The sequence below is a fragment of the Methanomassiliicoccales archaeon genome (assembly GCA_026394375.1).
Taxonomy (GTDB): domain Archaea; phylum Thermoplasmatota; class Thermoplasmata; order Methanomassiliicoccales; family UBA472; genus JAJRAL01.
The window spans coordinates 1-22,280 of the sequence record JAPKYJ010000020.1; the positions used below are offsets into that span (position 1 = coordinate 1).

Sequence of the window (22,280 nt, forward strand, 5' to 3'; positions counted from 1 at the left end):
CGCCGCGGCGGTCTCAGACACTCCTAAAGAGGTGGAGGAGCTAGAGCCGGTACAAGAGGAGCGTAAAGAGCTGACCGAGGAGGAGGTGGCGCAGGCCGTCGCCCAGCTGGGGAAGGAACTGGAAGAGCAATTCGGGACGCCTTTGCAGCATCCAGATACGGCGGTAATCTCGACCAAGGACGAGCGCCTGGACTTCATCCTGGGTGGGGGCATCCCGGTCGGACATGTGGTCATCGTGAACGGTCCCGCGGGAACGATGAAGAGCACACTCTCATACTACATCCTGCATCGCGCCGCCGTCAAGAGTGCCAAGCGGTCGATGTACTTCTCCTTGGAACAGAAGCGCGACTCTCTAATCAGGCAGATGGAGCGCATGGGAATGTCTTTGAAGGATACGGCCGGGGGGATGGTGGTAGTGGATATGGTGGATCTGCGCAAGGCCACCGCCAATGAGCCCGGTGACTGGAGGGCCATCATGATGCGCTATGTGAGGAACGTCCATGCGCAGATGCCCTTCGACTTCTTCGTGCTCGATTCCCTGGAATCGTTCAAGAGCATGGCCCAGTTCGAGTTCACCCGGGAGAGCATGAAGGATCTGTTCGACTGGTTCAAGGAGTTGAAGATCACCGTCCTGGTGATCACGGAAAAGCCCATCGAGGTCCTTTTCCAGAGCGTGCAAGGCGAGACCTATCTGGCGGACGGCGTGGTGGAGATGCAGATGAAGGAGTTCGACGACGCCAAAGTCTATCGATGGCTGAGGTGCGTGAAGATGCGGGGCATGCAGAACGATTCCCGCTACTACGCATTCTACCACACTGGCACGGAGTTCAAGTTCTCCCTGCCCCTGGTCGATTCAGGCAAATAGCTGGTTATCAAAATTCGACAGTGGCGATAGAAAAGCCTAATATTGTCAAAGGGTATAATGCCACCTCTCAGGAGGAAGTGGTCTGCAGATCGAGCGCGTGCGCACCTACATTCAGAACTTCGATGAATCATTGCAGGGCGGCATACCGAAAGGGCACGTGGTGCTCATCACCGGAACCCCGGGCACGATGAAATCCTCGGTCTCCTACAGCATCCTCTATCAGAACGCGCTCCAGAACAAGACAAAAAGCGTCTACATGACGCTCGAGCAATCGCGCGAGAACCTCCTGCAACAGATGCATTGCATGGGCATGGACAAGGAGGAGGTCAAGGAGTGCGTGCACATTCTGGACCTAGGGCTCATCCGCAAGTCGCTGACGCAGCTGAGCGCCAAAGGTACCTGGATGCAGGTCTTCAAGATGTACGCCGAGAGCCTGAAGCACTCCCTGAACTACGAGTTACTGGTCGTAGACTCTATGGACGTACTGGAGATGGCGGCGCAGATGGGCGAGAACCGCAGGACGGAGCTCTTCTTTCTCTTCGAGTGGCTGCGGAACCTGGGCATCACCACCTTCCTCCTTTCCGAGACGGCCCCGGACAAGATGTTCGAGAACAAGTACGACGAAGGATACCTGGCCGACTCGGTCATTACGCTCAAGCTGCATGAGCTAGGTGAGACGGACATTCAAAGGAGGATAAGGGCGGTGAAGATGCGTTCCACCAATCATAAGACCGGGTATTTCTCGCTCCTCTTCAATGACGGTGTCTTCAGAGCCACCCAGGTGATCACGGAATAGGGTCACCGTCAGCCTTTAATATGGTCTGCACATTGTTCCCGCTTGCCATCCGGGCTCATGGTCTAGCGGCTATGACGTTTGCCTCACACGCAGAAGGTCGCCGGTTCGAATCCGGCTGAGCCCACTCCTATTCAAACCTCAATGATTCATATTCTGGTCCCAAATGGTCCATCCGCTCATTTTCGGCTTGGGCGGGAACAATCTAGGAATCGCCTTGGGACCGGCCTCGCCTGGTGGGGTTTGGGAGTGAATTGCTGCCTCGACTCGTTTCTGAGACATCATCCAGGCATATCCATGATAGCAAACGATTTAATCGGGCCCCAATATCATGACCACACAAGGAGAAGCAATGATCCTTGCGCTTCTAGTGGATGACGAACCACCTCTATGCAGTGTGGCCAAGCAATTCCTGGAGCAGTCACATGAAATGGTCGTTGATACGGTCTTCTCGGCACAAGAGACTCTGCAATCCTTGGACCAGAAGGCCTACGATGTGATCGTATCCGACTATCAAATGCCAGGAATGGACGGCATCCAACTCCTCAAATCGCTTCGGTCCACGGGCGTCCTAATCCCGTTCATCCTCTTCACCGGCAAAGGACGAGAGGAGGTGGTCATCGAAGCACTGAACAACGGCGCTGATTCCTATCTTCAGAAGGGCGGTAACGTTACAGCACAATTCGCGGAGCTGGGGAATGCGATCACGCAAGTGGTCAAAAAGAAGCGTGCGGAGGAGGCGCTGCGGGAAGCAAACCGCAAGTTGCAATTGATGACCAGCATCACACGGCACGACATCCGCAATCAGATCATGTCCATGCGCGGCTACCTGGAATTGGCGAACGACAGCCGAGACCCGCTAAAGGCCAATGAACTGAGGAAGAAGGCCTTGGGAGTGACGAGAAACATCGAATCCACGATCGAATTCACCAAGGACTACCAGGAGATGGGGGTCCGCGAACCAGCATGGCACAACGTCCATGCTGTGGTGGACACCTTGGACCCTAACCTCACGTCCATGGGCTTCTGGTTGGAGAACCAACTTCCGGAGGTGGAGATCTTCGCTGATCCCATGCTGGTCAAGGTTCTGCAGAGCATCGCTGACAACTCCGCCCGTCACGGCGTGCATGCGACGTTGATGCGTTTCTCGTCCGAGATGGAAGGCGAAGTGCTCAAGATCATATGCGAGGACGATGGGGTGGGCGTCCCTGTTGATGAAAAGGGCAAGATTTTCGAGCGTGGGTATGGCAAGCATACGGGCCTAGGCCTTCACTTCGCAAGAGAAGTATTTCACATCACGGGAATCGGCATTGAAGAGAACGGAGAGCCTGGAAAAGGTGCTCGCTTCGTAATCTCGGTGCCAAATGGGCGATGGCGATATGCGGGCGAGGAAGAAAGATAATCGCGGGCATTCGAGACAAGAAGCTCACCCGACGGTGGCTTGATATGGGGAGGATCACAGGCAAATAGGCTAGACCATAGCGACGTGGCGATCACGAAGCACAACGTTGGGTCGCCCCCATCTATCGCTAGGCTGACGTCTGCGATCTAATACCGTGAGGAAGGCAAGAACCTTATTACCGTCCGAATCGTTCCGTTTCAGCAGATGAAGATAAACAGGATGCTCGTGACTGGGGCCGCGGGATTCATCGGTTCGAACATCTGCGACGGGCTCTTGGAGCGCGGGTACGAGGTGATAGCTCTTGACCGTCTGCCAATGAGCAGGTCGAAGAACCTTGAGCACCTGACGACCTCGAAAGGGTTCAACTTCGTTGAGGGGTCGATCCTCGAAAGTGAGCTTCTTGCCGATCTGGCGAAGGATGCCGACGCGGTCATCCACCACGCCGCTATCGCCTCCGTGCAGCGGTCGATGGAGGACCCGAGAACGACGAACCTGGTCAACGTGAACGGCACTCTGGAAGTCCTTCTGGCCGCGAAGAAGGCGGGGATAAGGAAGGTAGTGTTCGCATCCTCTTCGGCCGTCTATGGGGATACGCCAGAGCAGCCAGAGACAGAAGAGATGACCCCACGCCCGAAATCTGTGTACGCGGTATCAAAACTGACAGGCGAAGGATATTGCCAGGCCTTCAACGAGCTCTTCGATATGAGGAACGTCAGCCTGCGTTACTTCAACGTCTACGGTCCGAGGCAAGACCCCAAATCGGAATACGCAGCGGTCATCCCCCGATTCATCGAGCGCGCTCTCAAGGACGAGGCGATGACCATCTTTGGGGATGGACGACAGAGTCGGGACTTCATCTACATAGAGGATGTCGTGCAAGCGAACCTCAAGGCTCTCGAATCGGATTGTCGGGGAATCTTCAACATTGGATCAGGAAGGCGAACCACGGTCAATGAGCTGGCGCATCTCATCGGGAAGCTTTTAGGGAGAGAGGTCCAGACGGTGCATCTACAGGCGAGGGAGGGAGACGTGAAGGATTCCCTGGCCGCCATCGAGAAGGCAGCGGGAGCATTTGGCTTTGCGCCCAAATGCGATATCGAGGATGGTCTCAGAACGACGATCGATTGGTACGCTCGGAAAGGTCAGAACGATTGAAAGGCACGGGTACCTCCGGGCTAGTACATTCTGTGGTCATGGCGTTTCTTGACGACAGGTTCAAAGGAAGATCTTGGTAATCTTCGCCACTGGCTGCTCCATCATCATCCAGTCCCGTCCACTTCGAGTCGCTTCCAAGCGCATTGGTCCTCGCCTCCTTTTTCAATACGTCTGCCTCCGCAGACGCCCCAAATGGATAATGATGCCGCCTTCGTTCCTGTGATTCAATGAACATCGAACCCTGCACTCTTTATCTAGCCAAGTCGATTTGGCCTCGATGACCTCTCCTGAGGCAATCAAGATTCGCTGTCTCTGGCACGCGGAAGACGGGCGGTGCGCTTCCTGCAAGGCCAGACGCATCAAGCACGATATTCTTGGGCAACAGGACTACGAGATGTGCGTCAGGGAGCGAGACTACCCCGCCTGCGAGTTCTACAAGGAGAAGCCAGTGCCCCCGCCGAAGAAGTGAGGGAACGGTCGAAGAGGTCGTGCATGGACAACAAAGAGATCAATGGGATCAACCGAGAACTGGATTCTGCCAATTCAGGCGCGCTGCTGGTCGCCATGGACCGTTTGGAGAGTGCGTTGCGCCATAGGTTGGGGGATGCTTCATCGCTCGGACCATTGGCTCGGTTGCTGAATCACGAGAACGCCGAGGTGCGCAAGAAGGCCATTTGGCTCATCGGCAAGTTGGCGCAGAACAAGGTCCCCGGCGAATACCCGATCTCATCCGTGCTCGGTCTGATGGAGGATGAGGACGAGGAGTCGCGCGAGAACGCCGCTTGGGCAGGTGGCGAAATGGCTGCTCTGCAGATAGGCAACGAACAAGAGGCAGAGAAGTTGAACTCCCTGTTGAAGGATGATAGCTCGCAGGTAAGGGGCATGGCCGCCTGGGCCTTAGGGCGGCTGGCGGAGAGGACCTCGGTTGCCCTCCGTTCCTCCGAAAGCCTCCTCAGACAGCTCCTCCAGGACAAGAGCGTCTACGTGAGCAAGAGCGCGTCCTGGGCCTTGGAACGTCTGGAACCTCTTTTAGCCAAGCGCTGAAGTAATCCTCTGAACGTGGTCAAACATTGGTCACATGTGCTCACTTCCTCCAAGTATTGTGACCGACCCTCTTCTGTTCCGGAAGCAGGCGGGAAGCCTGCGGACAAGGAGGAATCACGATGGACGATTTCGAAGAGAAGATCAAGGGAAGGATGCATGACGATCGCGAGTTCCGCGGAGTGGGCTGGAGGATATCCGCTTCCATCCTATCGGTCACGACCTGGCTGGCGGGTGGGGTGGCATGGTTGTTCTTCCTGGCTGGTAACTACAGCATCTGGGAGAACATCGCCCTTTTCCTGGTGAGCCTGGTGGTGCTGGTGGGTCTGAACGCTTCCTGGTGGATCGGCTACGGCATGCGGTTCATGCCTCATGGGAACGAGGCAGGAAGACGGCGTCGCTCCGCGCTCTCGGCATTTGCCGGTGTGACATGGGTGCTGGCGGTGGCCTTCTACCTGTACCAGTATGCGGGCGAATTCACCCTCTACCAGAATCTGGGTTTGCTGTTCGTCTCCCTGCTCATCATGGGCGGGGTGAACGCCGCCATCCACATCGGGAACCGCAGGATGAAATGCGCCTGATCCACGGGTACTACCGAACGCATGTCCTAGGCTGGCTCAAACCCCTTCATACTTCTTTTGCACCTTTCCATCCGGTCCGTAGTATCTACGTCGAATCCAGAATGCCACGTTCACGAGCGATATGAGCACGGGCACCTCCATCAGCGGGCCGATGACGGCGGCGAAGGCCACCAGGGACTGGATGCCGAACACCCCGATCGCGACTGCGATAGCAAGCTCGAAATTGTTGCTAGCGGCGGTGAAGCTCTGCGCCGTCGCATGCGGGTAGTCGAACCGCAACTTGATCGATAGCCAGAAGGAGAAGAAGAACATGATGAGGAAGTAGATGACCAGAGGTATGGCCACCCTCACGACATCCAGCGGCTGCTGCAAGATGTACTGCCCCTTGAGCGAGAACATGACCACGATGGTGAAGAGCAATGCCAATAGCGACACCTTCCCGAATGCGGGGTTGAAGCGGTTCTCGTACCACTGCGTCCCCTTCCGAGGCAGAAGCACGAAACGCGTCAAGTACCCGGCCAAGAACGGAACGCCCAGGTAGATGAGCACGCTCTTGGCCACGTCCCAGATGCTGATCTCCACCACCCTTCCCGAGCCGGCGGAGACCCAATCGGAGGCGACGGCGATGAGGAAGTAGGCGTAGAAGGAGTAGAGCACTATCTGGAAGATCGAGTTGAGGGCGACCAGGATGGCCGCGTACTCCGAATCCCCCTCCGCGAGCATGTTCCAGACTATGACCATGGCGATGCAGCGAGCGATGCCAGTGAGAATGAGGCCGATGCGGAACTCCGGCAGATCGGGCAAGAAGATCCAGGCCAGCGCGAACATGAGCATCGGCCCGACCAGGTAGTTGAGGGCGAGGGAGGTGCCGAACATCCTCTTCGCCTCGGGCTGCTTGGCCACCTGGCCCAGCTCTTCGTACTTGACCCTGGCCAGGGGCGGCCACATCATGAGTATGAGGCCGATGGCGATGGGGATGGAGGTCGTCCCAATGCTGAGGCTGTTGAGCGCCTCCGCGATGCCTGGCACGGCGGCGCCCAGCCCCACGCCCAGGAATATCGCCAGGAAGATCCAAAGGGTGAGATAACGGTTCAGGAATGACAATTTCTTCTTGTCACGACCGGCCAACTCGAACCCTCTCCTCTTGGATGCACTTCGATTTCAAAACGGTTTGAAACCATTAGCTAGCCTGGAAATTGATAAAGGTTTCACCGCTCGTGAGAATATTTTTTGACTATTGGAGGGATGAATCAAATAATGGCATTTCGTGTGCAATGCAAATCGTTTAATCAGTTCATGCCTTTTCTGCACTGCTTGCGAGGGATAGGCATTGGCCACTAGGATAGCGATCATCGGGGGGTTCCTGGGCGCGGGAAAGACCACGCTCCTGACCAATCTAGCGAAGGAGTTCATGGCCCAAGGCAAGAGCGTGGCCATCATCACCAACGACCAGGGAGAGGTGCTGGTGGACACGCAATATGCCCGGGAGCTGGGCATCGACACGGCCGAGGTGCTGAAGGGCTGCTTCTGCTGCAAGTTCCCTGACTTCGTGGGTGCGGCCCGGAAGCTAGTGGACTCCAAGCGCCCGGACATAATCATGGCCGAGCCAGTGGGCAGCTGCACGGACCTTCTGGCGACGGTCGTGGCGCCCCTCAAGTTCCGTTTTCCCAACGAGTTCAGCGTCGCCCCCTTGACGATACTGCTCGACAGTACCCGAATCTCTGAGGGCGTGGAGGAGGAAGGATCGCTAGGAGCGTATCTGCGCAAGCACCAGGTGCAGGAAGCGGAGGTCATCGTGCTCACCAAGACCGATCTGCTCCCGGCGGACGAGGTCAAGGGTCTGCTGTCCATGGTGAAGGACATGAACGCAGGGGCGAGAGTGATCCCCTACTCTTCCATCACCAAGCACGGGCTGGAGCAGATCGCGCAGCTCGTCATTTCCCGGGACAAGAGCCTCAAGCGCCCGGTGGACGTGGACTACGAGCTCTACGCCCAGGCGGAGGCGGAGCTGGGCTGGTACAATGGAACCTACAGCTTCGAGCTGCCTGAGGAGATTGATTCCTACGAGCTCTCGCTCAACATCCTGAACGCGGTCTCGAAGCGCTATCGTCCAGGTGAGGTAGCGCACGTGAAGTTGCTCTTCTCCTCGTCCACGAATGCTCTCAAGATGAGCTTGGTCATGGAGAGCCTGGGAGTGGACGGGGTGCGTGGTTCTCGTCAGGTGCATGGCAACTGCACCATCAACCTGAACGCGCGGGTGATATCAGCGCCGGAGCCGCTACGGGAGGCCATGCGAGCTTCGGCGCTCGAAACGCTCAAGAACAAAGGGGCGAAGGACGTGCAGTATCAGGACGATTGCTTCTCTCCCGGCAGACCGAATCCCACCTTCCGCATGAAGGATGGTGCTGGCTGAAAGGGGATCGACCGAGGCAGGCAAGATGGATTTCGAGTTCACGATGGGCGGCTGGGAGCTCCTGGACGAGGTCGAGCCCTTGTGGGCGGAACTGAATCGGCATCTTATCGAACGTTCCACGCATTTTGCCGCTACCTACGAGCACATGACCTTTCAGGAAAGGCGGAGGGTGATCGATCGTCGCCCGCCCGGTACGAAGCTGCGGGTGGAGTTGGTGATGGTGAAGGGCAGCAAGGTCTACGTGGCCTATTGCATCACCTCCCTCACTCCAGATGGGGCGGGTGAGATCGAGTCGATCTATGTGGACGATGGCTTCCGCCGCCAGGGGCTCGGGAGCAGGCTCGTGCGCAACGCGATCAAGTGGCTGGACGAGCAAGGGGCAAGGAAGAAGCGGCTATGGGTGGCTTCTGGCAACGAGCAGGCGTTTCGCTTCTACGAGCGTCATGGCTTCCAAATCCGGCGCACTGAGCTGGAACAGACGAAACCACTCTGATAAGGATAGAAGTTAAATATTGGAGGCTGTCCTGTCAGCGGTGTGAGCGCATCCTCCAGCTGCCGCATCGAGATCGCCCACATCGATCCTGAGGCATACACGGCGATCGTCAACCATCCTCTGCGCAAGGATATTCTGCGGTCGCTCTACCGCATGGCCCTCTCCGGACCGGTATCGAAGCAGAAGCTAGCGGATGAGCTGTCCATCGACTATCACCAGCTGGTCTACCAGCTGAACGACCACCTCCGGGAGTTCTGGAGAGTGGTGGAGGAGCAGAAGGTGAGAGGCACCCGCATGGAGCTCATCGCACCCGCTCATCCATCCACCGTCTACATCGCTCTGGGACGGGAGAGGAGCGTGAACGTGTTCGATCCGTTAGCCAACCTCTTCGGACCGCTGGCCAAGGTTGGAACGAGGTGTGATGCCTGTTCCCCCAGCGACGCGAGTCGCTGCATGCGCTACGTGCATAACGGCTGCGCCTGCACCAATTCGCTCTCGGCCGCGGAAAAGGACCTCCTCAAGGCAAATGGCCGTTCCTCGCCATACAGGCCGCTGGACAACGCCATCCTCTGTGCCCTCAAGGGCATTTCGTCCGGGGAGAGCTGCGTCGTGGACATCCCTTGCGAAGGCTGCGCCTTTCTGAGGAAGACGATCAAGATTTCGCTGGATTGAGGGCCGCAGACACCGGTCTAGGTCGTTTCTCCCCTCTGGAGCATCAATCGACACGCCTCTTCGTCGCTATTCGACCTTTTATTCCGAGGATTCCACGGTTTTAATGAAAAAACTATAATAATGGAACGGCTTGGTAATAGTACAAGGGAGGGAGGAGCATGGTCGCGGTCGACGAAATGAATCGCAAGATAGTCGAGCTACTGATGACCGACGGCAAACTCACGCACAATGAGGTTGCGGCCAAGCTCCACCGTTCCGCCTCCACCATCCGGGACCGCATCCGTCGCCTGGAGGACGACAAGGTCATCCTAGGCTACGTGGCGGTGGTGAACTCCGAGAGTATAGGCATGAGCGTGGAGGGCTTGCTCTTCGCCAACATGACAGACGGGGCGGCCGCGAACAAGCTCAAAGGGCTTAGCAGACTGCCTGGCGTGACCGAAGTGCTGCAGATCAGCGGCCGGCGTAGAGTGATGATCCGCCTCTTGGCTGGTGACAATCGCGCCCTGCAAGAGATCATTCACAGAGAGATTCTGCCTTTGGGGCTGAAGGACGCAGAACTGCACATCGTTCTGGATTCGGTGCTGCGCTTCCCTGGCATCTGATCTCAGACGCACGTCGGATCGTAATGGCCAGAGAACGGTCTGCTCGATGTCGGCTGGACCATGACCCATTTCTCCCAGTTCCGGGGAACGGTCTGCTTGAAAACCTTCTCGAACTCATGCAGCGCGGTCTCCAGCTCAGGAATATCCTCATCGGTCACTTGCCCCATCGTCTCCAGCATCTTGACGATCTTGTCGCCCGACAGCCGGCCACCGGAGAGGTCCATGCAGCCGGCGATGCCACAGCCCCCCATCTGGTACTGCAGCTTCGGAGGTCGGGTGGCGCCGTAGTGCTCCTCCATCGGCAGGTCCACCTGAGATGTGATGGCATTAGACACGTTGTGCTCGTCGCAACGTTCGCGAGGGACCTTCATCACTTCTAGCTCCATGCTCGTCCACAAAGGGCGCGTATTTGAACCTGGTGCAGAATGCTTCCACTGACAAGGCGGTCGGCGGTCCGCTCCATCGAACCACTGACTTATCAAGAGGTTATTAAGCGTTGTTGCCCTCTTGAATCGTAAAGGAATAGCGCATTGCGAAGTCAGCACACGATTGTCGTTGCGTTCTTGACATGGATTGTGAGATTTCGAACCGCTACCTCACCAAGCAAGGGATTTCGTCCACCCAGGTGGGAATGCTACCTGCTCAGTTTTGCCGCTGCCACGGGCAAGTGAAGTATGATTGGAATATTATTTATGCGGGTTCGCGAATGGCACGTGATAGGAACGATTACCTGGGAGGAGACCAGCATGACCAATCAACGACTGGGGCTCATACCCCAACTGCCGGACCTTGACAAGATCCGCCAGATGCGCAAGCGACTCAACCTCTCGCAGAGGGAACTGGCAGCCATGGCGGGCGTTAGCCAGTCGCTCATCGCCAAGATCGAGCGAGGGAGCATCGACCCCTCATACTCCAATGTCCGCAAGATCCTGGGTGCTTTCGAAGAGGTGCTGCGCAAGCGTAAGGTGGAAGGCGTGAAACTGGGAGCCCAGCTTAGCGTGGGAGACCTGGCCACCAGAGGCGTCATCATTGTCACTCCTGAGCAGACGGTGGCGGAGTGCGTGGACCGGATGATGAAGGGCCGCTTCACCCAGTTGCCGGTAATCGTGGGCGATCGGGTGGTCGGTGGGATAACGGACGATTCCATACGTGACTACACCATCGAGGAGACGCGCAATGGCCGCAAGACCTATGACGGGGTCATGCAGACGAGGGTGGAGGACGTCATGAGCGCGCCATTTCCGATATTGAGCGAGGACACGCCGATCGAGCTCGCTTCGGTGCATCTGCAGCGGGAGGAGGCGGTGCTCGTGTCCCGCAAAGGGCAGATCGTGGGTATACTCACCAGCGCAGACTTCCTAAACCTGGGATTGAATCAGTGAGCCTGTTCATGAAGCGCAAGGAACTGGAGATGGCGCTGCAGTGCGTCCGTCCCTTCAGATCGCCATCGACGCCATTGGAGCAATACGCCACCCCTGCCACCATCGCGGCGGACATGCTCTTCCTGGCCTATTCGCTGGGAGATATCCAGGACAAGGTGGTGGTGGACCTGGGATGCGGCACCGGCATGTTGTCCATCGCGGCCGCGATGCTGGGCGCGGAGAAGGTCACGGGCGTGGACGTGGACCCGGTGGCGGTAGAGCAAGCTCGATCCAACGCCGTTGAGCTGGGCGTGGATGTGGATTTCCTGACATTCGACGTGCGCTCTTACGAAGGACGAGCGGACACGGTGGTCATGAACCCGCCCTTCGGTGCCCAGACGCGTCGAGCGGACCGGCCGTTCCTTGAGAAAGCGGTCGAGGTCGCCCCCTGCACCTACTCACTGCACCTGACGGAAACGGAGGAGTTCGTGCTCCGGCTGATCTCGTCCGTTGGCGCTTCGGGTGCGATTCAGAAAAGGTATAAATTCGAGATCCCTCATACATTCGCATTCCATAAGAAGACAAAGAGGGATGTGGACGTGATCTTGGTCCGCATCCAGAGACAAAGGTGAATGACGATGAAGGAAAAGAGACCCGTTCTACCAGGTGAAGAGGTGGCCGAGGCGGAGGAGTTCCTGCCGGCCGAAGGCACCTACGAAGAGGACGGGAAGGTATTCGCCGCCCTGATGGGCGAGCTTGAACTAGACCATGACGAGAGAACCGCTGCGGTGCGCCCCTGCAATCCCATGGCGGAGCTGAATCCCGGGGAGGCGGTGTTCTGCGTGGTGACGGATGTGCGGAACTGCATGGCCATCTGCGAAGTGGTGGCCGTAGAGGGAAAGGAGCGAGCGGTCACCGGCGACACCAACGGCACGATCCACATCTCCAAACTGGCCTCTGACTACACGCAGGACGTGGGCCGAGAGATGAGACCTAGCGATATCATCCGCGCCAAGGTGCTGCAGGCTAAGCCCTCGGTGCAACTCACGACCGCCAGCGACCATTTCGGTGTGATCAAGGCGCTGTGCCGGCGCTGCCGCGCGCCAATGGTGCGCGTGGAACAGGGATTGTACTGCAACAACTGCGAGCGCAATGAAACGAGGAAGATCGCCGACGACTACGGCGACGTGAACTTCTGAGCTGCGAATATCGCATCCTGAATGAGCGTTCTCAGATAGGATGAAGCGCGGCCCAGAAGTCTAGGCAAAAGGCTATATCGCGACAAAGGAATTTCCGGAAAGGTGAAAGCAATGGTGAAGACGAACGAAGATCTGTCCAAGGAGATCAGGGAGCTGAAAGATGAGCTCAGGCAAATGCGCGAGATCGTCAACATGCTCTTCACCATCATCGTGGAGTCGGAGGAAGAGGAGGACGACTACATGCCCTATCCCGGCATGTCGTCGGTCGATGACCTCCGATTGAACAACTGAGCGAGCTCGCTCATCCTTTATCTATTCTGAAAGCTTCGTATGACCGAAGGTGCCTCTTTGCGAGCGATCTGCCTAATCTCCGGTGGCATCGATTCCCCCGTGGCCGCATATCAAATGGCCAAGCGCGGAGTGGAAGTGCTCCTTCTGCATATGGACAATTCGCCCTACTCGGACGAGACCGCTCTGCAGAAGGTCATGGAGATCCGAGAAGAGCTGCAGCATGCCACCGGGACGAACATCAAGTTATACGTGGCGCCACACGGCCGCAACCAGGAGATGTTCGCGCTGAACTGCCGCAAAGGGTTCCAATGCGTGCTCTGCAAGCGCATGATGCTCTTGGTGGCCAAGGCCGTGGCCGAGAGGCTGAGCGCGGAAGCGACCATCACCGGGGAGTCCCTCGGGCAGGTGGCATCGCAGACCCTGCACAATCTGAGGGCCGAGTCCCTCGGCCTTGACTTCTTGGTATTGCGTCCGCTCATCGGCATGGACAAGATCGAGATCGAGGCAACAGCCAAGCGCATCGGCACTTATGAGATATCGACCCGCAGCCCGTCCATATGCAAGATCGTCCCCGCCAAGCCGGTCACCATGGCCAAGGTAGATCGTCTGCTGAACGAGGAGTCAAAAGTGGATATGAACGAGATGGTGGCCTTCGCCGCCGATCATGTGGCAGAGATCAAAGATCCTCATACATGACGCAGCTGGCCATGCGCGCGGAATCGTAGATCATGCCCATGGTCACGCGTTCGAGATAGCGCGCCTGCACCCGGGAAATGTAAAGAATGCGCTCCCCGGCCTTGACCTTCAGGTCCGTATCCTTCGGAGGCTTTATCTCCGTGGGGAGGATGACCGGTCCAGAGCAGTCCGTGGAGACCCGATAGTCCTGTCCGCTGTTCTTGACGAACTCGATGACCTCGGGGTCAACGAGGATCTCGCGCATAGTGCCGATGAATGAGGATGACCATATTTAACTTTAATCCGTTAAGACGCACATTCAGGAGAGGATAGCATGGAAAAAGACGGGAGGCTGGTGCTTGATACATCGGCGCTGTTCTCAATGGAGGACCTCCCCCCAGGATCGGAGGCCTTCGTCACCCCCTCGGTGGTGAGCGAGCTGGAGAAGTACAAAGACCGGCGCTTGGAGCGCTGGGGCGATCTGCTTCGGACCTCAGAACCCACCTCTGCCGCCATCAAGAAGGTGAAAGAGGCGGCGCAACGCACCGGCGACGCAGGCAGGATATCGTCTACGGACCTGGATGTGCTGGCCTTGGCCTTGGACATGGAGGCGGTGCTGCTGACCGATGACTATTCAATCCAGAACCTGGCGGCGTACCTGGGCATCGTCTATCGCCCTGTCGGCATGAAGGGCATCAAGAGGGTGCTCAAGTGGAAGTACAAATGCATCGGTTGCGGGCGGATCTTCGACAAGGAGATCAAGGAATGCCCGATCTGCGGCAGTTCCTTGCGCTCGGTGCGCTCACGGAAGAACTGATCGGCAACGGATCGCTTTGCCCATACGCCTAGGTCCGAGTAACCGCATGGCCCATTCCAATCGCCATTGGCTCCCGAAGGCCAGCATGGCTATTCGTTTCGTCCTCATGGCGGTGGCAAGAGGAGCTCCTACCTGCCGGCGCCATTCCTGCTCGTAGTCTGTCAGCGGCCTCCGGCCCTGCGCCGCGTCCGCCGCCACCTCTCCCGCGATGCGACCGCAGATGATGGCGATCGGAATGCCGCCACCGCTGACGGGCATGACCTGTCCAGCGGCGTCCCCTACCACCAGGGCATTACCGGAGACCGTCTTGGATATCGGTCCGGACATGGGGACCATCTTTCCCGAGGCCGGGCCGGGGGAAAGCTTCCGGAAGGTGATGAAGGAATGATAGTAGTCTAGCAGCTTGCCCTTGGCGTAGAGCCTGGAGACCCCCAACCCTACGTTGGCACCGTCCTTCTTGGGAATGACCCAGGCGTAGCCGCCGGGCGAGATGTTGCCGAAGTACATCTCTGGCACCGGCTCGAAATCGCCCTTGGCGAAGGCGGCCACGGCCGGGCACAGGTCCCAAGAACGCTCTAGCTGAAGGGATTTGGCGATCACGGAGAGCGGCCCATCAGCCCCTATTATCACTTTGGCCTCGACCCTCTCCTCGCCCAGCAGCACGCGACTGCCCTCGAGCCCAGTGACCCTGGCTCCGGTGATCAACCGTGCTCCCGCCTTCTCTGCTTTCCTCGCCAGATGTTGATCGAAACGGTCTCGGTTGGTGGTGTAGCCCTGGAAAGGTATCTCGAAGTGCCTTAGACGGGGGGAGTAGATGCGTATGCGGTCGGTCTCCATCGGGCGCAGATCGGCGGGGACATCGAATAGCGACGAAACGTCCTCCGCCTGAGGAAAGATCGTACGGACTTCGTCCAACTGAGGCATGAACTCCCCGCATCGGACCGGAACGCCCACCTCCTTCCTTCTTTCCAGAAGGATGACGGTCGCCCCTTTGCGTGCGGCATGCTCGGCGGCCGTGCTGCCGGCCGGTCCAGCTCCTACGACCACCACGTCCACCTTCTCCCCGGCAATCAAGTCATCAACCCCTCAATGATCAGGTGCGGCGGCTCACCACCACGCGGGCGAGCTCCTTCAAGGCTTTCTTGTAGGGCGTGTCTGGAAGTACATCAAGAGCGGCGTTGGCCTTCTCCGCATATCCATGCGCCGCCCGCCTGGAGGTCTGGATGGCGTCGGTCCTCAGTATCAGGGACAAAGCCTCCTTCACCTCCTTCTGGGACTTCTTGCGCTTCACGAATATCTTGGAGATGCGCTTGCCCTCCTCAGGATCGTTCATGGCGAATATCAGCGGCAGCGTGGACTTGCCGTCGGTGAGGTCGATGCCCTTCGGTTTTCCCAGCTCTTTCTCGTTGCCGTCGATGTCGAGGATGTCGTCGATGATCTGGAATGCTATGCCGAGGTTGAAGCCGTAGTCGCCCAGGGCCCGAGCCTGCTCTTCAGTCGCCTTTCCCAGGTACGCTCCCACCAGCGCGGCGGCCTCGATGGGCTTGGCGGTCTTGCCCTCGATGACCTTGATGTACACGTCCCTAGAGGTCTTGGCGTCGAAGTCGTGCGCGCTCTGCAGCATCTCGCTCTCGGCGGTGGCGGTGCAGGCATCGGAGATTATCTCCACCACCCGCTTGTCCCAGGCGCCACCGAGACGGAAGGAGCGGACGAAGAGGAAATCACCTGCGACGAGGGCTTTCTGCACTCCGAACTTCTTGTAGGCGGCCACCTTCCCTCGGCGGATATCGCCCGCATCGTTGATATCGTCGTGGATGAGGCTGGCGCTGTGGATGAGCTCGAAGGAGGCGGCGATGCCGATGAACTTATCCATCTCCTTTCCGTCCACGGCCTTGTAAGCGAGAAGCGCGATCCCCGGCCGGATGCGTTTTCCCCCTGCGCCGATGACGTGCATGCAGATATCGGTGAGGAGATGCTCCTCGGAGCGCACGCTCTTGCGCAGCTCCTCTTCGACCTGCTTCATTTCTCTCTTGATGGGGGCATCCCAGGTCAACTTTATCGGCAACATAACGGTGCATCCCTACTTAACCCTAACTGGTATTGTTCAGGCTGGGTTGAGAGCGAGCCAGCTACCTCGCCAGAGAGCGTTAATGAAGAGAGAAAAGTGGCCCGAGAAGGGCCTTGGACCCGGCACAAGAGAACGCCAGGTCAGGGAAGGAAGAACGCCTTCGCCGCTTCCCCGGCCACCTTCAGCACTGGCTCCGGGTAGAGACCGATGAGGACCACGGCCAGGAAGCAGATCGCCACCGCCACGCTCATGGACACGGGCATCTTCAGCTTGTCTTCGGGTCCCTTGTCCACATACATGTACTTCACGATGCGGGCGTAGTAGTACAAGGACAAAGCCGAGTTCAATATGCCCGCTATGGCCAGCCACAGCATCCACTCGTTGCCGCCGATCTGCGAGGCATAGACCGGTCCGGAGAAGAGCACGAACTTGGAGGCGAAGCCCGCCAGCGGAGGTATGCCCGCAAGCGAGAACAGCATCACCGCCATGGCTAAAGCCATCAGGGGAGCGCGCTTGCTCAACCCCTTGTAGTCCGAAATCTGCTCGCCCAACGCCACAACGCTCAGCGTGGCCACGACTATGAAAGCACCTCCCTTCATGAAGGCGTGGGTGATGATGTGGAATATACCCCCTTGCAGGCTGTAGTTCGCCAGCGATGGGTCGCCGACCACGGCGATGGGCAGCACGATCATTATGTACCCCGCCTGAGCGATGGATGAGTAGGCGAGCATGCGCTTGATGCTGGTCTGCTGCACGGCGATGAGGTTGCCCAAGGTCATGGTCGCAATGGCCAGTATACCGGCCATGAGCTGCCAGTCCGCCCGGATGGCCACCATGCTCAACAGGAAGACTTTGAACAGGGCCACAAAACCCATCTTCTTGCTTCCCGCGGCCAGCATGGCGGTGATGGTGGTGGGCGCGCCCTCGTACACATCGGGCGCCCACATATGGAACGGGACGATGGCCACCTTGAAGCCGAAGCCGGCCATGATGAGCACCACGCTCAGCATCAGGACCGGCTGCATGGTTCCCGAGACCAAGGCGAGCTTGGCGCCGATCTCGTAGAAGTTGGTCACTCCCACAGCCCCATAGAGCAGGGAGATGCCGAACAGCGCCAGTGCGGACGAGAGGCCGCCGATGATGAAGTACTTCACCGCCGCCTCCGCACCCCTCTTGTCCTTCTTGCGGAAGGCCACCAAGGCGTAGGAGGACAGGCTGGTAAGCTCGATACCAACGAACAACGTGATGAGGTCCACCGACGAGGCCACGACCATCATGCCGGTGGTCGCCAGCAGGACGAGCGCATAGTACTCGCCGGTGTTCTTCTCCTTGTCCACGTACTTGATGGAAGCGATGACAACGTAGAGAGCGACCGACTGGAACACCAGCATGAACAGCGCCGAGAACGCGTCCAGGCGCAACAGGCCGGCGAACTCGCCTCTCGAGCTTCCGGAGATGAAGAAGTTCAGGGCGAAGTACATGGAGACGGCGATGCCGACGATCGCCCATCCCGCAGTGGCCCTATCCGATTTGCCGATGGCGCGCACCGCAGGCGCGGCGACGGCGAACACGGCCATGACGATCAGGGGGTAGAGCATCGAATAGTCGGTCACTTCAGATCACCCCGGGGAAGAGATGCGCGATGGCGCTCGCCGCCGGCCGTATGATGTCGAACATGGTCGACGGGAACAGCCCGAAGAGGATGACGAACACGCACAGAACCGCCAGTGGCGCAGCCTCGTACCAGGAGACATCGTGCAGATGCGAGGTATCGATCCGGTCGGTCATCGGCCCGAAGATGGTCCGCTGCATGGCCCATATGTAGTAGGCGGCGGTGATCGCCACCGAGATGATGGGTATGAGCAGGATCCACTTGAACGCCTCCCAGGTGGCGAAGAAGATGCCGAACTCGGCCGCGAATCCCACTAGACCGGGGAGGCCTAGAGAGGCCATGAACCCGATCATTATGAAAGTGGCCAGCCAAGGCACCTTCACCGCCAGCCCTCCCAGCTTGGAGATCTCCCTGGTGCCAGCCTTGTGCTGCACCACGCCGCACACCATGAAGAGGATGGCCGTGATGAGGCCGTGGGCGAACATCTGGAACACTCCCGCGGCGATGCCTATCGTTCCCAGGGTGGCGATGCCCAGCAACACCAGGCCCATGTGCGAGATGGACGAGAAAGCCACCATCTTCTTCAGGTCGCGCTGCGCCAGAGAGGCGAACGCTCCGTACATGATGGAGAGGATGGCGATGGCGAGCAGCAGCCATTGCAGCTCATGTGCGCCCGTGGGCAGAGTGGGCAACGCGATCCTCAGGATGCCGTAGGCGCCCATCTTCAGCAGCAATCCGGCCAGGAGCACCGATCCAGCGGTAGGCGCTTCCACATGCGCATCCGGCAGCCAGGTGTGGAACGGTACGATGGGCATCTTCACCACGAAGCCGAAGAACAGCGCCGCGAAGATGGCGATCTGGAACTCGCGCCCGAAGAACGGGTTTTGCTGCTGTATGGAGATCATGTCGAAGCTGCCCAGGTGCGCCTGGAAGTAGAGCGCGAAGATTGCCAGGAGCATGACCAGCGAGGCGATGTGGGTATAGATGAAGAACTTGATGGCGGCGTACTCGCGCCTTGGTCCCCCCCATATACTGATGAGGAAGAACATGGGGATGAGCACTATCTCCCAGAATACGTAGAACATGAAGTAGTCCAGGGACATGAAAACGCCCATGACGCCCACCTCGAGGACGAGCATGAGGCCCATGTACTCCTTGGTCCGGTTCTCGACGTCCCAGGAGAAGAGGATGGCCAGGAAGCAGAGCAGCGCGGTCAGCCAGACCATGGGCACGCTGATGCCGTCCACTCCCACGGCGAAGTTGACGCCCAACGCCTTGATCCACTCGAACTTTTCGTAGTACTGGTAGTCGTTGACGTTCAGCTTGGCCAGGTCGGTGTAGAGCAGGAGCAGGGTGGCCAGTATGAGGGTGACCGCGGAGAACGTCAACGCCACGTACTTGGAGGCTTTGGCGTGCTTTCCAGAGAGGAAGGTAACCAGGGCGCCGATGAGCGGTACCAGGATCAGCAGGGTCAGGATATGCATGTCTTGCAGCAGTTGCATCATGGTATCACCACAGCCCTCCGATCAGGTACATGAGCAGCAGTATCACCGAGAGCGCTGCCACCACCACGGTGGCGTAGGTCTGGACCATGCCGGTCTGCACCTTCCTCAGTCCTTGGCCGCTCCTCACGGCCACGAAGCTGATGCCGTTCACGATGCCGTCGATGACCTTCTGGTCGAACCAGTCGACCAAGCGCGAGAAGCCGTAGACCACCTTGACCCCGAAGGCGTTGTAGCCCTGGGGGAAGTAGTAGCGGTTCAGGAGCAGGTCGTAGAACCTCTTCGAGCCTCCGGTGGCGAAGCGGCTCAGGCTGAGGCTCTTCTTGTAGTAGGCTAGGTACGCCAGGCCGATGCCTAGCGCCGCGACCGCTATGGAGACGTAGGTCAGCGGGTCACCAAACGTGCCAACGAGCACGTCCATGGCGCTCTTGATCTCCGCCTCTTCGAAGAACACCACCCCGCCCAGGCCGAACAGCACCACCAGGCCGGAGCCGAAGGCGAAGCAGGCCAGTATCACGAGTGGAACGGTCATTGTCTTGGGAGCTTCGTGAGCATGGTGCGCTGCCTCCCCCTCATGTCCGGTGAAGGTCATGAACCAGAGCCGGAACATGTAGAATGCGGTGAGGAACGCGGTCACCACTCCCATGGCGTACAGCAGCAGGAACACCCAGTTCTCGCTGCCCGCGGTGAAGACCGTGGCCAGGATCTCGTCCTTGCTCCAGAAACCGCTCAGCGGAGGTATGCCAGAAATGGACAGGGCGCCGATGAGCATCACCAGTGAGGTGATCTTCATCTTCGAACGCAGCCCGCCCATCTTATTCATGTCCTCAGTATGCACGGCATGGATGACCGCGCCGGCGCCGAGGAAGAGCAGGGCCTTGAAGAAGGCGTGGTTGATGAGATGGAACATGCCGGCGGTGAAGCCCGCGCTCCCTTCCGCCTTCATACCCAAGGCCAGCATGTATCCGCCCGCTCCCAGGGCAAGGAACATGTAGCCCAGCTGGGAAATGGTGGAGTAAGCGAGAACGCGTTTGATATTGGGACCGTTGAGCGCCATGGTGGCCGCGAAAATGGCGGTGAAACCGCCGATGCAGGCCACGAACAGCATCACGTCCGGGGTCTGTACCATCAAGGGGAACGACCTCGCCACCAGGTAGACGCCCGCCTTGACCATGGTCGCGGCATGGATTAACGCCGAGACGGTGGTCGGGCCTTCCATGGCGTCCGGCAACCAGTCATGCAGCGGGAACTGTGCGCTCTTGCCTATCGCTCCGCCGAACACGCAGAACATGCCGAACGTGAGAAGATTCGTGTCTACGGCATGCGCCTCGAACAGCTCGCGATAGTTGAGCGTGCCGAAGGAGGCGAAGACCGTGATGATGCCGATCATGAACAGGATGTCGCCGATCCTGGTGACCAGGAACGCTTTCTTCGCCGCCGCTGCCGCTGACGGCTTGTAGTACCAGAAGCCGATGAGCAGGTACGAGCACAGACCCATGATTTCCCAGAAGACGAACATCTGCAGGTAGTTGCTCGAGACCACCAGGCCCAGCATGCCTGTCACGAACAGGGAGATCTCCACGTAGTAGCGGCGCTTCCTCTCCCCCTCCTCGTGCATGTATCCCAGGGAGTAGACGAGGATGAGCGTGCAGAGGATCGAGACCACTATCAGCATGACCGTGGTCAGGTTGTCGACGTAGTAACCCATGTCGAGCCTGAGCCCATTGCCCAGGTCGATCCAGATCATCTCGTTCGTGGCCACCGCCCGAGTGCCGGTGAGGAACTCGTAGGCCACCAGGAGCGAGAGCACCATGGCAGCGGCGATGCCGCCGACGGCGAAGTAGCCGCCCCCCTCGGGCGTCTTCTTGCCCAGTGCCGCCACCAGCAGCAGCCCCACCATGGGAAAGATCGGGATCAGCCAGGAATACTCTACGAAGGTCATCTTACCACCTCAGCAGGTTGAGGTCCGACAGATCCACCGTGTCAGAGGCCCTTTGCAGATTGAGGAGGATCGCTAGACCCACGGCCACCTCGGCGGCGGCGATGGCGATCGAGAACAATGCGAACACCTGTCCGGAGACGTCGTGGTTGTAGACCGCGAAGGTCACGAAGTTGATGTTGGCCGCGTTGAGCATGAGCTCGATGGACATGAGCACGACGATGGCGTTCCTCCGGGTCAGCACCCCGAAGGCGCCGATGACGAAGAGGATCGCCGCGAGCACCAGGAAGTACTCCTGCGGGATCATTCCTTCTCCTCCTGTGCGATGTACACGCCACCAAGCATGGAAGCGAACATTAGCAGCCCTACGATGATCAGGGTCGGTCCCCAGGTCTCGAAGATGGCCTTGCCCACATCGTTGGTCGTGAACTCGGTGTAGGTGCCCGCCCAGGTGATGGTGATGATGCTCCCCAGCACCACCAGCAGAAGGGCGATGGCCGAGACGGCCGCGGCCCAGGTCTGCTTATGTTTCACACTTGCCACCTCCTGACAGACGACGTTTGGTCAGCATGACCCCGAAGAGGATGAGCACGCACACCGCGCCCACGTAAACCAGTATCTGGATGACCGCTATGTACTCGGCACCGAGGAAGATGAAGGTCATGGCCACGCCGATGAAAGTGATCGCCAGCCAGACCACATTTCGCACGATCTCCTTGGCGAAGAGCACCATCAGCGCCGCGAACACCGTGGCCGCGGAGAAGATGATAAAAAGTATCAGTTCCCAGTCCAAAGGCAT

28 protein-coding genes and 1 tRNA gene are annotated in these 22,280 nt (G+C 58.6%); 18 read left to right on the forward strand and 11 right to left on the reverse strand.

Annotated elements, in window-relative coordinates; all coding sequences use genetic code 11:
• From NT137_04705 to NT137_04740, 8 genes are all read left to right on the forward strand, one after another.
• Positions 1 to 865: RAD55 family ATPase (locus tag NT137_04705; GenBank protein ID MCX6652636.1), on the forward strand; the 865-nt coding region annotated here is incomplete at its 5' end.
• A 97-nt stretch (positions 866 to 962) separates the two neighbouring features.
• Entirely contained in the window at positions 963 to 1,661 is a 699-nt protein-coding gene (locus NT137_04710; GenBank protein MCX6652637.1) for an RAD55 family ATPase, read from the forward strand.
• 51 nt (positions 1,662 to 1,712) lie between these two features.
• A tRNA-Val gene (locus tag NT137_04715) sits at positions 1,713 to 1,785 on the forward strand.
• Positions 1,786 to 2,010: 225 nt separating this feature from the next.
• A complete protein-coding gene (locus tag NT137_04720; GenBank protein MCX6652638.1) occupies positions 2,011 to 3,060 on the forward strand; it encodes a hybrid sensor histidine kinase/response regulator in 1,050 nt (349 codons plus the stop codon).
• Positions 3,061 to 3,264: 204 nt separating this feature from the next.
• Positions 3,265 to 4,215, forward strand: coding sequence for an SDR family oxidoreductase (locus NT137_04725; protein ID MCX6652639.1), 951 nt, complete (start codon positions 3,265 to 3,267; stop codon positions 4,213 to 4,215).
• A gap of 277 nt (positions 4,216 to 4,492) precedes the next feature.
• Positions 4,493 to 4,684, forward strand: coding sequence for a hypothetical protein (locus NT137_04730; GenBank protein MCX6652640.1), 192 nt, complete (start codon positions 4,493 to 4,495; stop codon positions 4,682 to 4,684).
• 23 nt (positions 4,685 to 4,707) lie between these two features.
• Positions 4,708 to 5,259, forward strand: a complete 552-nt coding sequence (locus NT137_04735; GenBank protein MCX6652641.1) for a HEAT repeat domain-containing protein — start codon at positions 4,708 to 4,710, stop codon at positions 5,257 to 5,259.
• Between the two features lie 119 nt (positions 5,260 to 5,378).
• Positions 5,379 to 5,837, forward strand: a complete 459-nt coding sequence (locus tag NT137_04740) for a hypothetical protein (protein MCX6652642.1) — start codon at positions 5,379 to 5,381, stop codon at positions 5,835 to 5,837.
• Positions 5,838 to 5,873: 36 nt separating this feature from the next.
• Here the strand turns inward: NT137_04740 and arsB are convergent, their stop codons facing one another.
• Positions 5,874 to 6,965, reverse strand: coding sequence for an ACR3 family arsenite efflux transporter (arsB, locus tag NT137_04745; protein ID MCX6652643.1), 1,092 nt, complete (start codon positions 6,963 to 6,965; stop codon positions 5,874 to 5,876).
• Positions 6,966 to 7,167: 202 nt separating this feature from the next.
• On the opposite strand from arsB, the gene NT137_04750 reads away from it, so the two are divergent.
• From NT137_04750 to NT137_04765, 4 genes are all read left to right on the forward strand, one after another.
• A complete protein-coding gene (locus tag NT137_04750) occupies positions 7,168 to 8,250 on the forward strand; it encodes a hypothetical protein (protein ID MCX6652644.1) in 1,083 nt (360 codons plus the stop codon).
• Complete coding sequence (locus NT137_04755) at positions 8,237 to 8,743, forward strand: GNAT family N-acetyltransferase (GenBank protein ID MCX6652645.1); 507 nt, start codon at positions 8,237 to 8,239, stop codon at positions 8,741 to 8,743. The genes NT137_04750 and NT137_04755 overlap by 14 nt, the downstream gene beginning before the upstream one ends.
• A 42-nt stretch (positions 8,744 to 8,785) precedes the next feature.
• Positions 8,786 to 9,415 (forward strand): hypothetical protein, encoded by a 630-nt coding sequence (locus tag NT137_04760; protein MCX6652646.1) that lies wholly within the window; start codon positions 8,786 to 8,788, stop codon positions 9,413 to 9,415.
• A gap of 158 nt (positions 9,416 to 9,573) precedes the next feature.
• The gene (locus NT137_04765) at positions 9,574 to 10,017 is read left to right on the forward strand and encodes an Lrp/AsnC family transcriptional regulator (GenBank protein ID MCX6652647.1); all 444 of its coding nucleotides are present in this window, start codon (positions 9,574 to 9,576) and stop codon (positions 10,015 to 10,017) included.
• A 2-nt stretch (positions 10,018 to 10,019) separates the two neighbouring features.
• Here NT137_04765 and NT137_04770 read toward each other — a convergent pair whose 3' ends face one another.
• Complete coding sequence (locus NT137_04770; GenBank protein ID MCX6652648.1) at positions 10,020 to 10,403, reverse strand: hypothetical protein; 384 nt, start codon at positions 10,401 to 10,403, stop codon at positions 10,020 to 10,022.
• Between the two features lie 360 nt (positions 10,404 to 10,763).
• On the opposite strand from NT137_04770, the gene NT137_04775 reads away from it, so the two are divergent.
• The 5 genes from NT137_04775 (at position 10,764) to NT137_04795 (ending at position 13,564) form a co-directional block, all read left to right on the forward strand.
• Positions 10,764 to 11,399 (forward strand): helix-turn-helix domain-containing protein, encoded by a 636-nt coding sequence (locus NT137_04775; protein ID MCX6652649.1) that lies wholly within the window; start codon positions 10,764 to 10,766, stop codon positions 11,397 to 11,399.
• A 29-nt stretch (positions 11,400 to 11,428) separates the two neighbouring features.
• On the forward strand, positions 11,429 to 12,010 hold the full coding sequence (locus tag NT137_04780; protein MCX6652650.1) for an METTL5 family protein: 582 nt from the start codon (positions 11,429 to 11,431) through the stop codon (positions 12,008 to 12,010).
• A 6-nt stretch (positions 12,011 to 12,016) separates the two neighbouring features.
• A complete protein-coding gene (locus NT137_04785) occupies positions 12,017 to 12,577 on the forward strand; it encodes an exosome complex RNA-binding protein Csl4 (protein ID MCX6652651.1) in 561 nt (186 codons plus the stop codon).
• A 111-nt stretch (positions 12,578 to 12,688) separates the two neighbouring features.
• Positions 12,689 to 12,868 (forward strand): hypothetical protein, encoded by a 180-nt coding sequence (locus tag NT137_04790; protein MCX6652652.1) that lies wholly within the window; start codon positions 12,689 to 12,691, stop codon positions 12,866 to 12,868.
• A 57-nt stretch (positions 12,869 to 12,925) separates the two neighbouring features.
• Positions 12,926 to 13,564: a 7-cyano-7-deazaguanine synthase gene (locus NT137_04795; protein ID MCX6652653.1), complete on the forward strand. Its 639-nt coding sequence runs from the start codon at positions 12,926 to 12,928 to the stop codon at positions 13,562 to 13,564.
• Here the strand turns inward: NT137_04795 and NT137_04800 are convergent.
• Entirely contained in the window at positions 13,545 to 13,808 is a 264-nt protein-coding gene (locus NT137_04800) for a hypothetical protein (protein ID MCX6652654.1), read from the reverse strand. The two genes, NT137_04795 and NT137_04800, sit on opposite strands and share 20 nt — an antisense overlap.
• A gap of 69 nt (positions 13,809 to 13,877) precedes the next feature.
• Here NT137_04800 and NT137_04805 point away from each other — a divergent pair, with 69 nt between their 5' ends.
• Positions 13,878 to 14,360 (forward strand): nucleic acid-binding protein, encoded by a 483-nt coding sequence (locus tag NT137_04805; protein MCX6652655.1) that lies wholly within the window; start codon positions 13,878 to 13,880, stop codon positions 14,358 to 14,360.
• Here NT137_04805 and NT137_04810 read toward each other — a convergent pair.
• From NT137_04810 to NT137_04845, 8 genes are all read right to left on the reverse strand, one after another.
• Positions 14,346 to 15,434 carry an NAD(P)/FAD-dependent oxidoreductase gene (locus NT137_04810; protein ID MCX6652656.1) on the reverse strand — a complete coding sequence of 363 codons (1,089 nt, stop codon included), beginning with the start codon at positions 15,432 to 15,434 and terminating at the stop codon, positions 14,346 to 14,348. The two genes, NT137_04805 and NT137_04810, sit on opposite strands and share 15 nt — an antisense overlap.
• Before the next feature lie 19 nt (positions 15,435 to 15,453).
• Entirely contained in the window at positions 15,454 to 16,428 is a 975-nt protein-coding gene (locus tag NT137_04815) for a polyprenyl synthetase family protein (GenBank protein ID MCX6652657.1), read from the reverse strand.
• A gap of 140 nt (positions 16,429 to 16,568) precedes the next feature.
• A complete protein-coding gene (locus tag NT137_04820; GenBank protein ID MCX6652658.1) occupies positions 16,569 to 18,041 on the reverse strand; it encodes an NADH-quinone oxidoreductase subunit N in 1,473 nt (490 codons plus the stop codon).
• A gap of 1 nt (position 18,042) precedes the next feature.
• Positions 18,043 to 19,545 (reverse strand): NuoM family protein, encoded by a 1,503-nt coding sequence (locus tag NT137_04825; GenBank protein ID MCX6652659.1) that lies wholly within the window; start codon positions 19,543 to 19,545, stop codon positions 18,043 to 18,045.
• A 4-nt stretch (positions 19,546 to 19,549) separates the two neighbouring features.
• Positions 19,550 to 21,484, reverse strand: coding sequence for an NADH-quinone oxidoreductase subunit L (gene nuoL, locus NT137_04830; protein ID MCX6652660.1), 1,935 nt, complete (start codon positions 21,482 to 21,484; stop codon positions 19,550 to 19,552).
• A 1-nt stretch (position 21,485) separates the two neighbouring features.
• Positions 21,486 to 21,785: an NADH-quinone oxidoreductase subunit NuoK gene (gene nuoK, locus NT137_04835; protein MCX6652661.1), complete on the reverse strand. Its 300-nt coding sequence runs from the start codon at positions 21,783 to 21,785 to the stop codon at positions 21,486 to 21,488.
• Entirely contained in the window at positions 21,785 to 22,015 is a 231-nt protein-coding gene (locus NT137_04840; GenBank protein MCX6652662.1) for a hypothetical protein, read from the reverse strand. Before NT137_04840 ends, nuoK begins: the two co-directional genes overlap by 1 nt.
• Complete coding sequence (locus tag NT137_04845) at positions 22,005 to 22,280, reverse strand: NADH-quinone oxidoreductase subunit J (GenBank protein ID MCX6652663.1); 276 nt, start codon at positions 22,278 to 22,280, stop codon at positions 22,005 to 22,007. The genes NT137_04840 and NT137_04845 overlap by 11 nt, the downstream gene beginning before the upstream one ends.